Origin of the sequence: Curtobacterium sp. USHLN213 (genome assembly GCF_037144815.1) — a bacterium.
Taxonomy (GTDB): Bacteria; Actinomycetota; Actinomycetes; order Actinomycetales; family Microbacteriaceae; genus Curtobacterium.
Window position 1 is genome coordinate 121,631 of record NZ_JBBCYQ010000001.1, and the last position, 12,187, is coordinate 133,817.

The following is a 12,187-nucleotide window of genomic DNA, read 5'->3' on the forward strand; positions in this document are numbered from 1 at the left end:
AGTTGGTCGTACCAATGAGCCAAGCAGACCAATGGACCCTAGGCTCCTGACCCATGCAACGAGGACGCACCCTGAGCGCCGCCACCGCCGCGCACCTCGCGCGCCTGGTGCTCGAGGACCTCGCTCCGGGCGACAAGCTGCCCCCGGAACGGACCCTGGCCGAGGACCTCGCCGTGTCGCGCACGACCGTCCGCGAGGCCATGCAGGAACTCGAACGCCGACGCCTCGTGTCCCGGACGCCCGGTCGCGGGACGGTCGTGCTCCCCCGGTCCGAGGAGGCCACCGCGCTCCTCGAACGCCAGACCGGTGTCGGGCACGCCGAGGACCTCGCGCACCGGGCCGAGAACGTCGCCGAGTTCCGGGCCGTCGTCGAGCCCCAGGTCGCCGCGCTCGCCGCAGCCCGTGCCGGCGAGGCCGACCTGCTCGCGCTCGAACGGATCCTGCAGGCCACGCACGCCGGCCTCAGCCCCGAGGAGTCCCTCGCGCAGGACGTCGCGTTCCACGTGCAGGTCGCCCGGGCCTCCGGCAACCCGCTCCTGGTCTCCCTGTGCGAGCTCAGCAGCGGCTGGGTGCAGGACGTCCGCGCCCGGTCCCACAGCACGAGCGAGGGCCGCCGGTCGTCGTTCGTGTGGCACGAGCAGATCCTCGACTGCATCCGCCGACACGACGAGGGGGCCGCCCGCACGGCGATGACCGACCACCTCGCCGACGTCGCCCACCTCGCCGACGTCGCCCACCTCGTCGAACGGAAGGCCGACCGATGACGACCCCCGCGATCCCGACCCTCCAGCCCGGAACGGGACCGGTCCGCGCCGACCGGTACCTGCCGGTCGACCCGGACACCGTCCTCTGGGGGCGGCTGCCGAACGCCGACGACCGACCGGCGATCACCGTCGTGCCGGGCGAGTCGGTGACGATCGACACCGTCAGCCACGAGGGGATCCTCCCCGACCAGGGAAGTGACCCACGTGCCTTCTTCGCCACGCACGGCGTCGCACCGGAGCACGTGCTCGACGACGCCGTCGCGATCGCCCGGACCGGACGCCGCGACCCCGACACGGACGGACCGCACGTCGTGTCCGGGCCCGTCGGGGTCGCGGGCGCACGACCGGGGGACGTCCTCACCATGACCGTGGTCGAGACGCTCCCCCGCGTGCACTACGGCGTCGTGTCGAACCGCCACGGCCGGGGCGCGCTGCACGGCGAGTACCCCGTCGACGGCACGACCGTGAGCGTCTTCGCCGACGTCGTCGACTCCCCCGCCGGACTCCGCGGCCGCATCCCCCTGACACCCGCGCGCGAACGGTTCGCCCGGTTCCCGCTCGCCCCGTTCCTCGGGATCATGGGCGTCGCGACCCCCGGGGAGCGCCGGCACTCGGTCCCGCCGGGCCGCCACGGCGGGAACATCGACGTGAACCTCCTGCAGGCGGGCACGCAGCTGCACCTGCCCGTCCTCGTACCCGGTGCGCTCGCGTACGTCGGCGACCCGCACTTCGCGCAGGGCGACGGCGAGGTGGCGCTCACCGCGATGGAGGCCTCCCTCCGCGCGACGGTCCGGTTCGACCTGACACCGGCCGACGAGGCCGCGAGCCGGTTCGGCGACCTCGTGTGGCCGGTCGCCGAGACCCAGGAGTACCTCGTCCCCACCGGGATGGACCCCGACCTCGACGAGGCCGTCCGGGAGTGCGTCCGGCACGCCGTCGCGATCCTCGGTGCGCGCTGGGGGATGGAGCCGCACCTGGCGTACGCCTACCTCTCCGCCGCGACGGACTTCGACATCTCGCAGGTGGTCGACTTCGTCACCGGTGTCCACGCCCGCATCCGCAAGGCCGACTTCGAGGAGCCCGCCCGATGACCACGCACCCCGACGCTCCCGAGGGTCTCCTCGAGGCACTCGACGCGTACGAGGCCGCCCTGCTGACGAACGACCTCGACGCCCTCGACGACGCGTTCGTCGACGCACCCGGCACGATGCGCGGCGACGACCGCGGGCTGCTCGTCGGCCACGACGCGATCAGCGCCTTCCGCGGAGCCCGCGGCGGGGTCGCGACCCGGACGCTGACGCGGGTCGAGGTCCGGCCCCTCGCCGAGGACCTCGCCCTCGTCGTGTCGGTGTCCCGGTTCGCCGCCGGCGGCCACGGCCTCCAGACCCAGCTGTGGCGCCGCACGACCGCACACGACGACACCGACCCCGTCGCGCGCTGGCGCATCGAGGCGGCACACGTGACCGGCCGCCCCCGCGCCTTCGACCCGACCGTCTGGCGAGCCGTCGGCGACCCGCTCGTCGCCCCCAGCGCCTCCGGGCCGCTCGACGGGCGCACCGTCGCGGTCAAGGACCTCTACGCCGTGCCCGGCCAACCCGTCGGTGCCGGCAACCCCACCTTCCTGCGCGAGGCGCCCTTCGAGACGGCCGCGGCACCGGCGGTCGAGGCCCTCCTCGCCGCCGGTGCCGCGATCCGCGGGATCGCACGCACCGACGAGTTCGCGTACAACCTCACCGGACGGAACGAGCACCACGGCACACCGCCGAACGCCGCGGACCCGACGCGGCTGCCAGGAGGCTCGTCCAGCGGCTCCGCGTCGGCCGTCGGTCTCGGGACGGCCGACATCGGGATCGGCACGGACACCGCCGGATCCGTCCGGGTCCCCGCCTCGTACCAGGGGCTCTGGGGCCTTCGGACGACCCACGGCACGGTCCCCCGCGACGGTCTGCTCCCCCTCGCACCGTCCTTCGACACCGTGGGGTGGCTCACGCGCGACGCCGGGACGCTCCTCGCCGCGCTCGACGCCACCGTGCCCGACCCCGGGACGGCCCCGGCACCGACGCCCCTCGTCGTCCCGGAGGACCTGCTCGCCCTGGTCGACCCCGACACCGCCGCAGTGTTCTCCACGTTCACCCGGTCCCTCGACGACGAACCCGGCCGGGTCCGGCTCGCGGACCTCGGCGTCCCCGCCCCCGACGAGCTCCGCGAACTGCTCCGCCTCGTGCAGGCCGCCGAGGCCGTCGCCGCCCACGGAGCCTGGATCGCCGGGCACCCCGGCGCGCTGAGCACCGTCGTCGGGGACCGGTTCGCAGCAGCCGCGGCGAACGACCCCGCCGCCACCGCCGACGCGGTCCAGCGCCTCGACGTCGTCCGGCACGCCATCCGCCGGGCGCTGGTCGGCCGGACCCTCGTGTTCCCGACCGTGCCGGGCCCCGCGCCGCTCGTGTCCGCCGACGCCGCCGCACTCGAGCGCACGAGGACCGCGACGACGGGGATGACGAGCCTCGCGAGCGTGGGCGGCCTCCCCGCGGTGAGCGCCCCCGCCCTCACCGTCGACGACGCCCCGGTCGGCGTGTGCCTGGTCGGCGCGGTCGGCACCGACCGGGACCTGGTGCGCCGTGCACGAGACCTGACGACCCGCTGAGGTGCGCCGGACGACGGAGGCGACCCGCGCCTCCCGGCCCCTCAGGCCCGCGCGCAAGCGAGCCGCTGCGCGTGTGTGACCGCCCAGAGCCCGACGGCGCTCGCCGCGGCGACGTTCAACGAGTCGACGCCGTGCGCCATCGGGATGCGCACGGTGGTGTCGGCGGACGCGATCGCCGCCGGCGTGAGGCCCTGTCCCTCGGTGCCCATCACGAGCGCCACGCGGTCCGGGACGTCCGCGACGAACGCGTCGAGGTCCACCGAGCGGTCCGTCAGAGCCATCGCGGCGAGGTGGAAGCCCTGCGCCCGGAGCTCCTCGCCGGCGGCCGGCCAGTCGCCGATGCGGGTCCACGGCACCTGCAGCACCGTGCCCATGCTGACGCGGACGCTGCGCCGGTAGAGCGGGTCGGCGCAGCGGGGGCTGACCAGCACGGCGTCGGCTCCGAGGCCGGCGACGCTCCGGAACACGGCGCCGACGTTGGTGTGGTCGACGATGTCCTCGAGCACCACCACGACCCTCGCGTCGCGCACCACGTCCGCGACGCTCGGCAGCTCCGGGCGGTGCATCGCGGCGATGGCGCCGCGGTGCATCCGGAAGCCGGTGAGGTCCTCGAGCAGGTCGTCGGGGCCGACGAACACGGGGCCGTCGTGGTCCGCGACGACCGGGAGCACGCTGTCGAGCCACTTCTCCTGGACCAGCACGCTCCGCGGGACGTGCCCGGCGCGGACCGCCCGCTCGATGACCGTGTTCGACTCGGCGATGTACAGGCCGCCCTCCGGCTCGGACACGCGCCGCAGGGCGACGTCGGTGAGTCGGGCGAAGTCGTCGAGGCGGGGGTCGTCGAGGGAGTCGATGCGGACGGCGTGCACGGGGCTCGTTTCGGGGTCGGTGTGGAACTCGGTGGCGGCGGGGCACGGCCTGGCGTCGTCCACGGGAAGTGACCGGGGCGGTCGGCTGTTGAGGGTACCGTGAACACGATGGCGACGAGCGAACCGACCAGCCCCGCGAGCGCGACCGCGTCCGGGCAGTCCCTCGACCGCGCCGTCGAGCTCCTCGCCGGCAAGCGCATCGCCGTGCTCTCCGGCGCCGGGCTCAGCACGGACTCCGGCATCCCCGACTACCGGGGTGCCGGCCGCGTCGTCCGGAAGCCGATGACCTTCCAGGAGTTCCGCGCCGACCCCGCCAAGCGGCAGCGCTACTGGGCCGGCTCGCACCTCGGCTGGCGCACCTTCGCCTCGGCCCGTCCGAACGCCGGGCACCAGGCCCTCGCGGCACTCGAACGCGACGGAATCGTCACGGGGGTCGTCACGCAGAACGTCGACGGACTGCACCTCCGCTCCGGATCCCGTCGGGTCGTCGAGATCCACGGGTCGATGGACCGTGCCGTCTGCCTCACCTGCGGGCAGGTGTTCTCGCGCGCCGACCTCGCGACCGTGCTCGACCGGGACAACCCGTGGATCGACGAGCCCGGGTCGGTGCAGCTCCAGCCCGACGGCGACGTCGAGATCACCGACGTCGAGCGCTTCCGGGTGCCGGACTGCTCGGTGTGCGGCGGGGTGCTGAAGCCCGACGTGGTGTTCTTCGGCGAGTTCGTCCCGGCCGAGAAGTTCCGCGAGGCCGTCTCCATCGTCGCCGAGGCCGACGCGCTCCTCGTCGTCGGCTCGTCCCTCACCGTGAACTCCGGCGTCCGGCTCGTCGACCACGCCGCACGACGCAAGCACCCCGTGGTCATCGTGAACCGCGGCACGACCCGCAGCGACCCCCGGGCAGCGGTCAAGATCGACGCCGGCACGACCGAGACGCTCGAAGCCCTGGCGGCACGGCTGCGATGAGGTGCCGCGCCGCGTCCGGGACGAGGTGCTGCGCCGCGTCTGGGACGAGGTGCCGCGCCGCGTCTGGGATGATCGTGCGGTGACGACGCTCCTGTACCTGGTCCGGCACGGCGAGACCGACTGGAACGCCGAACGGCGCATCCAGGGCTCGACGGACATCCCCCTGAACGACACCGGACGCCGACAGGCCCGCTCCACCGCGACCCTGCTCGACCGCCGGCGGTTCGACGCCGTCGTCGCGTCGCCGCTGTCCCGGGCGTTCGAGACCGGCTCGATCATCGCGGACCACCTCGGTCTCGCAGCGCCCGCCACGTACCCAGGGTTGGCGGAACGCTCCTACGGCGAGGCCGAGGGGCTGACCGACGACGAGGTCCGCGAGCGCTACCCGCACGACGACATCCCCGGCCGCGAGCCCCGCAGCGCGTTGCTCGACCGCGTCACCGAGACACTCGCCGAGATCGCGATCCGGTACGACGCCGGCAGCGTCGTCGTCGCGACCCACGGCGCCGTGATCCGCAGCATCGTCAACGCCGCCGCCCCCGGCACCGCCGACCGGCACAGCACCCCGATCCGGAACGGGTCCGTGCACTCGTTCCGGTGGGACCCCGAGCGCTTCCACGCCGAGCTCGTGCGGTTCGACGACCCGATCGACGGGGTCTCGGACGGGCCCGGCCGGTACGCCTTCGAGTACCAGAACCCACTCGAGCGTCGCGGGTAGCCGCCGCGGGGAGCCGTCGGGGCGAGCCGCTGCGCGCTGTCGGTGGTGTCGTACTAGGCTCCGATGCACTCGCAGACCCGAGCGTGTGAGGGGGCTGACATGACCGTCGACGGACCCGGTGGTGGGGGCGCTCGGCCCGGCTGGCCGCAGTCGCCCGATCCGGACGACCTCGATCGTGCCTTCGGCCCGGGCACGGCATCCGTCCCGGTGCGGACCCCGCGGCAGCGTGTCCGACGCAGCGCCCTCGTCGGAGTGGGCGTGATCGTCGCGGCCGGTGTGCTCGCCGTCGTGCTCGTCACCATCATCGGCAGCGTGCAGAACGGCGTCGGCGGGGTGTTCCCCCGCCCCGATGCCGCGCTCGACCGGTTCGGCAGCGCCGTGCGGGACCTCGACGGCGTCGAGGGCGTGCGCGACGCCGAACCGAAGAAGACCTCGTTCGCGAGCTACGACGTCGAGTCGACCGTCTCGGTGTCGCCGACGCTCTCCGACGAGGAGCGGACCGCGGTCGTCGACGACCTGCGCGCTGCAGCCAAGGCGGCGAGCGGCAACGGCGTCCGGGTGTTCGCCGTGGCGGACCTCGGTGCGCTCGAGATCGGGGTCTCTCCGGACGAGCGGACCACGGAACAGCGTCTGACGCTCGCCCGGCAGCTCGACGCGATCGGCGGTGTCTCGGGCGTGCGGTGCTCCTGGAGCGACGGCGGCCCGTCGGACGAACCGGCCGACCAGGCGATCACGGTCGAGACGATCGGGCGCGGGGCTGCCCTCGACGCCGTGGTGGCGAAGGCGACGCAGGAGGCGCAGGCGGTGTTCCCGGGGGCCACGGTGTCGGCGGAGCGGCCGTCGTCCTGAGGCGGGTCGGTGTGCGCGACCGGTAGCCGACGTCTGCTGGCTCGGGCCGGCCTACTGCCCGGGGGTGGCCCCGCGGGCCGCGACCGCCTGCTCCACCGCGCGGACGACCTGCTCCGCCGAGGTCTCCCACCGGAACCGCCCGGCCTGCACGACCGATGCCCGCGAGGCATCGTCCCACCGTGCCTCGAGCCGGCGCACCGCAGCCGCGACGGCCGACGGCGACGACGGGTCGAAGTACTCCGCGACGTCCCCGCCGATCTCGCGGAAGATCGGGATGTCACTGACGACCACCGGCGTCCCGACGCCCATCGCCTCGACGAGCGGGATGCCGAAGCCCTCGTCGTACGACGCCGTCGCGAGGGCCGTCGCCGACCGCAGCACCGACAGGTACTCGTCGTCGGAGGCGCCGTCGTGGAACACGATCGATCCGGCCGGCGCGAGCCGTTCGAGCCGCGCTCGATCGGCGGCGGACACCCGGGACATGCAGTGCAGCACCCAGTCCGCGCCGAGCAGCGGCATCGCGGCGGCCAGGGTCTCGACGTTCTTGTACGGCATGAACGAGCCCATGTACACGAGGGACTTCTCGCGCGGACCGCCCTCGGGCCGAGGGGTCGCGGGGTCGGCGGCGTTGTACGCGACGGTGACCGGCCGCTTCGTCAGCCGGTGCTCGGCGATGAGGCCGGCGGTCGTCTCGGACACGGTCACGACCCCGTCGGCGCCGTTCAGGAGCAGGCGCTGCGGCACCCAGCTGAGGTGGAAGGCACGCCAGCCGAGGCGGAGGGGCCACGAGAACTCCCGCGGGGGCGTCCGGTTCCGGTAGTAGATCAGGTCGTGGAGGGTCAGCACGAGGGCGTACTGCCGACCGCGGGACCCCATGGTCTGCATGGGCGAGAAGACGGCGTCGAGACCGAGGCGGTTGACCTTCCGCGCGACGAGGGGCTCCCCCGGCTCGGTCGGCGCGGGCAGGAGTTCCCACGGCAGGTCGGACGGCAGCGACTCGAGCTGCCGCTCGTCGTGCACGAGCAGGGTGTAGTCGTGTCGCTCGGGCAGGTGGGCGACGACGCCGGCCGTGAAGCGGCTGATGCCGTCGTGGCGGCCGATGCGGACGTAGCGGCAGTCGATCCCGATGCGCAGGCGGGTCACGACGCGGCACCGTCGGCCGGCGGGGTCGGCGGCGCCTTCGGCTTCGGTGTCTCCTTCGGGGCACGCTTGGACCCCTGCTGCGCTCCCTTGCGGCCCCGCTTCGGGGCGTCCGCCATCCGTCGGAGCACCGCGGACGCAGCGGCGCCGGGCGTCTCGTAGTGCACGAGGTGCCCGACGTGCGGCACGACGACGAGCTCGGCGTCCGCGAGGCGTGCGGCCAGGGCACGCTGCTCGGGCACCGCCGTGATGTCGTCGCGCTCGGCCGCGATCATCAGCACCGGCACGGTGATGCGATCGGCGTACTCGGCGACGTCGTGCGTGACCGAGGTGCGGAACGCCTCGAGCACGCTCGTGCGGTTCGCGAACGCCGAGAAGTACCGGTCGTGCTGGTCGTGCACCCAGCGCCGGAGGTCACGGTCGTGCGACTTGAGCATCGCCAGGCTCATCACGCGCACGATCGCCGGGTTGCGGAGCAGTCCGAGCCCGAGCGGCTTCGGCAGCACGGCGCCGGCACGGTAGTACCCGATCGCGATCGCCGTGCCGACCGCACGCGGACCCTGCAGTGCCGGGGCGGCGATCGGGTTCACGAGCACGAGCAACCGCGTCGCGAGGCCGGAGGCGACCGTGGCGGCCACGACGATCGACCCGAACGAGTGCCCGAGCACCACGGTGTCCGCACCGAGGCCGAGCTCCGCGTGGAAGCCGCGCAGCCACGCGACGTAGGAGTCGATGTCGGACACGGGCAGCGGATCGGAGATGCCGAAGCCGGGCAGGTCCGGCACGATCACCCGGACCCCGTCGAGGTGCGCCGCGATCGTCTCGAGGCCGTGGTGGTCGCCACGGAACCCGTGCACGGCGAGGACCGTCTGGGTCGCGTCGGACGGGCCGTACTCCCAGAAGTGGGTGGTGCGGCCGTCGACCTGCACGGAGCGGTGGACGACCGGGGTGGCGGCCATCAGCGACTGGTACGGGGAGAGCACGGGCGGTTGCATCCCCGTCAGTCTACGAACGCGTGCCGGTGCGCCGACGTCACCCACGCTGGATGGTGGACGACTCGCGGCCGCGACGTGCCTGTGGAGGACGACCCGCGCCTCCAGGCCGTGCATTCTCCGGACAACTCCATGCACCGCGGCCTAGCGTGTCCATGGTGACGTTCACCGCCCCGATCCAGCTCCCCGGCCTGACACTGGACCCGCAGTGGTACAAGCGCTCGGTCTTCTACGAGTGCATGATCCGCTCGTTCGTCGACTCGAACGGCGACGGCATCGGGGACATCCAGGGCGTCATCGGCAAGCTCGACTACCTGCAGTGGCTCGGGGTCGACGCCCTCTGGCTGCCGCCGTTCTTCCAGTCGCCGATGCGCGACGGCGGGTACGACATCGCCGACTACAAGGCGATCCTCCCCGAGTTCGGCACCCTCGACGACTTCCGCGAACTCGTCACCAAGTCGCACGAACGCAACATGCGCATCGTCATCGACATGGTGATCAACCACACCAGCGACCAGCACGAGTGGTTCCAGCAGTCCCGCGAGGACCCGGACGGCCCCTACGGCGACTTCTACGTCTGGCGCGACACGGACACCGACTACGAGAACATCCGCATCATCTTCGTGGACACCGAGGAGTCGAACTGGACTTTCGACCCGGTCCGCCGCCAGTTCTTCTTCCACCGGTTCTTCTCGCACCAGCCGGACCTCAACTTCGAGAACCCGGCCGTCGTCGAGGCCGTGTACGACGTCGTGCGGCACTGGCTCGACCTCGGCGTGGACGGGCTCCGGCTCGACGCGATCCCGTACCTCTTCGAGTCGGAGGACGGCAACGGCGAGGGCGAACCCGAGACGCACGAGTTCATCAAGAAGCTCCGCGCGATGGTGGACGACGAGTACCCCGGGCGCGTCCTGCTCGCCGAGGCGAACCAGTGGCCGCGCGAGACCGCCGCCTTCTTCGGCACCGACGAGGAGCCCGAGTGCCACATGGCGTTCGACTTCCCGGTGATGCCGCGCATCTTCTACTCGCTCCGCGCGCAGCACGCCGCCGAGCTCAAGGCGATCCTGTCCGAGACGCTCGACGTGCCGGCCTCCGCTGCGTGGGGTGTCTTCCTCCGCAACCACGACGAGCTCACGCTGGAGATGGTCAGCGAGGAGTACCGGCAGGCCATGTACGGCTGGTACGGCTACGACCCGCGGATGCGCTCGAACATCGGCATCCGGCGACGCCTCGCTCCCCTGCTCGACAACTCCCGCGCGGAGCTCGAGCTCATCCACGCCCTGCTGTTCTCGCTCCCGGGGTCGCCGTTCCTCTACTACGGCGACGAGATCGGGATGGGCGACAACATCTGGCTGCCGGACCGCGACTCCTCGCGCACGCCGATGCAGTGGACGCCGGACCGCAACGCCGGCTTCTCCACCGCGGACCCGGGCAAGCTGTACCTGCCCGTCGTCCAGTCCCTCGTGTACAACTACGCGCAGGTCAATGTCGAGGCGCAGCTCGCCCAGTCCCGGTCGCTGCTGCACTGGGTCCGCAACGTCATCCACGTGCGGAAAGCGCACCCCGTGTTCGGGCTCGGGACGTTGGACGTGCAGGACACCTCGAACGACTCCGTGCTCGCGTTCGTCCGGTCGTGGGAGGGCTCCGGCTCCGGCCACCAGTTCGGCCCCTCCGCCGAGGACGTCCTCTGCGTCTTCTCCTTCGCCACCAACCCGACGTCGGTCACCATCTCTGCGCCGGAGTACGCCGGGAGGCCGTTGTACGACCTCTTCGGCGGCGGCTCGTTCCCGTCGTTCGACGCGGAGGGCCAGGTCACGCTGACGATGGGGACGCAGTCGTTCTACTGGCTGCACGTGGGTGCGCCGGTCGGGTAGCGGCGTCCTGGAGGCGCGGCTCGGCCCCGGTGGGCGGGTCGCGTCCTCATCTGGTCGCGTCGCGCCCGGTGGGCGGGTCGCGTCCCCCGTCCGGTCGCGTCGCGCCCGGTGGGCGGGTCGCGTCTCGGCGTGTCGGTGCGTCCGGTTAGCCTGACCGCGTGACGTTCCCCACAGCGCAGCTCGACTCCCCCGCTCCGGCCCAGGACCTCTCGGGTCGCCCCTGGTGGCACGCACTCGGCGTGTTCGACCTCGAGACCACCGGCGTCGACGTCGAGACCGCCCGGATCGTCACCGCCCACGTCGGCCTGATCGACATGACCGGACGTTCCATCGTCGAGGGCGCCTGGCTCGCCGACCCCGGGGTCGAGATCCCCGAGGGCGCCGCCGCCGTCCACGGCATCACGACCGAGCGCGCCCGCGCCGACGGCCGCCCCGCCGCCGAGGTCGTCGCCGAGATCATCGCCGCGGTCGAGGCCGTCTTCGCCCGGGGCATCCCGCTCGTCATCTACAACGCCCCGTACGACCTCACCGTCCTCGACCGCGAGGCCAAGCGCCACGGCATCGCCTCCCCGGTCATCGGGAACGTCGTCGACCCGCTCGTGATCGACAAGGCGCTCGACACCTACCGCAAGGGCAAGCGCACGCTCGAGGCCGCGTCGGAGCTCTACGGCGTCACCCTTTCCGATGCGCACGACGCCGGAGCCGATGCCATCGCGGCCGGGCGTGTCGCGCAGGCCATCGCGGCGAAGTACCCCGAGGAGCTCGGCGTCTCCGCCGAGGAGCTCCATCGCAAGCAGGTCGGCTGGTGCGCCGAGCAGGCGTCCTCGTTCCAGGACTACATGCGGAAGAAGCGCGACCCGGCCTTCACCGCCGACGGCCGCTGGCCCCACCGCAACGCCGGCTGAGGCTCCTGTCGGCGGGCACGGCTCGCCCGACGTCGAACCACGCCGCTCGCCTGCCTTCGAACCACGAATCCGACACCGAACCACGCCGCTCGCCTGGTTCCACGTCGGATCCGTGGTTCGGCGCGCGCACCGGCCGGCCCGCCCGCGCCCCGCACCGACGCCCGCGCCGCTCGCAGGGCGTCCCACTCCGCTCCCGCACAACCAAAGTCCGCCCGAACCGCGCCATCGCACGGCGCGAACGCACTTGCGTTGTGCGCCGGCAATCCGCACCGCCCGACCCTCCGGCCGCACCAGCGCTACGTCGGCCGCACCGCCCGGAGCACACCGCGCAGCACCACCGCCCGCGCCGCCCGGCCGAGCGCGGCGCGGCGTCGAACCACGCTTCCGACGTCGAACCACGCCGCTCGCCTGGTTCGACGTCGGTTCCGTGGTTCGAACCGTCGCCGCGGCCACGCCCGCACCGCCCGGC

The 12,187-nt window shown here is 73.1% G+C and carries 11 protein-coding genes; 8 read left to right on the plus strand and 3 right to left on the minus strand.

Annotated features, from left to right (window positions below):
- Positions 1 to 53: 53 nt before the first annotated feature.
- From WFH25_RS00565 to WFH25_RS00575, 3 genes are read left to right on the plus strand one after another with little or no spacing between them, the layout of a single operon-like run.
- Positions 54 to 764, plus strand: a complete 711-nt coding sequence (locus WFH25_RS00565; RefSeq protein WP_336696495.1) for a FadR/GntR family transcriptional regulator — start codon at positions 54 to 56, stop codon at positions 762 to 764.
- A complete protein-coding gene (locus WFH25_RS00570) occupies positions 761 to 1,855 on the plus strand; it encodes an acetamidase/formamidase family protein (RefSeq protein WP_336696496.1) in 1,095 nt (364 codons plus the stop codon). Before WFH25_RS00565 ends, WFH25_RS00570 begins: the two co-directional genes overlap by 4 nt.
- Positions 1,852 to 3,408, plus strand: a complete 1,557-nt coding sequence (locus tag WFH25_RS00575) for an AtzH-like domain-containing protein (protein ID WP_336696497.1) — start codon at positions 1,852 to 1,854, stop codon at positions 3,406 to 3,408. Before WFH25_RS00570 ends, WFH25_RS00575 begins: the two co-directional genes overlap by 4 nt.
- Before the next feature lie 41 nt (positions 3,409 to 3,449).
- Here WFH25_RS00575 and WFH25_RS00580 read toward each other — a convergent pair whose 3' ends face one another.
- Complete coding sequence (locus tag WFH25_RS00580) at positions 3,450 to 4,277, minus strand: TrmH family RNA methyltransferase (RefSeq protein ID WP_336696498.1); 828 nt, start codon at positions 4,275 to 4,277, stop codon at positions 3,450 to 3,452.
- A 108-nt stretch (positions 4,278 to 4,385) separates the two neighbouring features.
- Between WFH25_RS00580 and WFH25_RS00585 the strand changes: the two genes are divergently transcribed.
- From WFH25_RS00585 to WFH25_RS00595, 3 genes are all read left to right on the plus strand, one after another.
- Positions 4,386 to 5,240 carry an NAD-dependent protein deacetylase gene (locus WFH25_RS00585; RefSeq protein WP_336696499.1) on the plus strand — a complete coding sequence of 285 codons (855 nt, stop codon included), beginning with the start codon at positions 4,386 to 4,388 and terminating at the stop codon, positions 5,238 to 5,240.
- 79 nt (positions 5,241 to 5,319) lie between these two features.
- Positions 5,320 to 5,958 carry a histidine phosphatase family protein gene (locus WFH25_RS00590; RefSeq protein WP_336696500.1) on the plus strand — a complete coding sequence of 213 codons (639 nt, stop codon included), beginning with the start codon at positions 5,320 to 5,322 and terminating at the stop codon, positions 5,956 to 5,958.
- 99 nt (positions 5,959 to 6,057) lie between these two features.
- Positions 6,058 to 6,807, plus strand: a complete 750-nt coding sequence (locus tag WFH25_RS00595; protein WP_336696501.1) for a hypothetical protein — start codon at positions 6,058 to 6,060, stop codon at positions 6,805 to 6,807.
- Between the two features lie 51 nt (positions 6,808 to 6,858).
- Here WFH25_RS00595 and WFH25_RS00600 read toward each other — a convergent pair whose 3' ends face one another.
- On the minus strand, positions 6,859 to 7,941 hold the full coding sequence (locus tag WFH25_RS00600) for a glycosyltransferase family 4 protein (protein ID WP_229087348.1): 1,083 nt from the start codon (positions 7,939 to 7,941) through the stop codon (positions 6,859 to 6,861).
- A 5-nt stretch (positions 7,942 to 7,946) separates the two neighbouring features.
- On the minus strand, positions 7,947 to 8,942 hold the full coding sequence (locus WFH25_RS00605) for an alpha/beta fold hydrolase (protein WP_336696502.1): 996 nt from the start codon (positions 8,940 to 8,942) through the stop codon (positions 7,947 to 7,949).
- Between the two features lie 155 nt (positions 8,943 to 9,097).
- Here WFH25_RS00605 and treS point away from each other — a divergent pair, with 155 nt between their 5' ends.
- Positions 9,098 to 10,813, plus strand: a complete 1,716-nt coding sequence (treS, locus tag WFH25_RS00610) for a maltose alpha-D-glucosyltransferase (protein WP_070419606.1) — start codon at positions 9,098 to 9,100, stop codon at positions 10,811 to 10,813.
- 158 nt (positions 10,814 to 10,971) lie between these two features.
- Positions 10,972 to 11,718 carry a 3'-5' exonuclease gene (locus WFH25_RS00615; protein ID WP_175473596.1) on the plus strand — a complete coding sequence of 249 codons (747 nt, stop codon included), beginning with the start codon at positions 10,972 to 10,974 and terminating at the stop codon, positions 11,716 to 11,718.
- Positions 11,719 to 12,187 lie beyond the last annotated feature (469 nt).

Excerpts from the sequence above, each read along its gene's own strand:
- WFH25_RS00565 (WP_336696495.1), top strand. The coding sequence starts at position 54 with ATGCAACGAGGACGCACCCTGAGCGCCGCCACCGCCGCGCACCTCGCG.
- WFH25_RS00570 (WP_336696496.1), top strand. The coding sequence starts at position 761 with ATGACGACCCCCGCGATCCCGACCCTCCAGCCCGGAACGGGACCGGTC.
- WFH25_RS00575 (WP_336696497.1), top strand. The coding sequence starts at position 1,852 with ATGACCACGCACCCCGACGCTCCCGAGGGTCTCCTCGAGGCACTCGAC.
- WFH25_RS00585 (WP_336696499.1), top strand. The coding sequence starts at position 4,386 with ATGGCGACGAGCGAACCGACCAGCCCCGCGAGCGCGACCGCGTCCGGG.
- WFH25_RS00595 (WP_336696501.1), top strand. The coding sequence starts at position 6,058 with ATGACCGTCGACGGACCCGGTGGTGGGGGCGCTCGGCCCGGCTGGCCG.
- WFH25_RS00605 (WP_336696502.1), bottom strand. The coding sequence starts at position 8,942 with ATGCAACCGCCCGTGCTCTCCCCGTACCAGTCGCTGATGGCCGCCACC.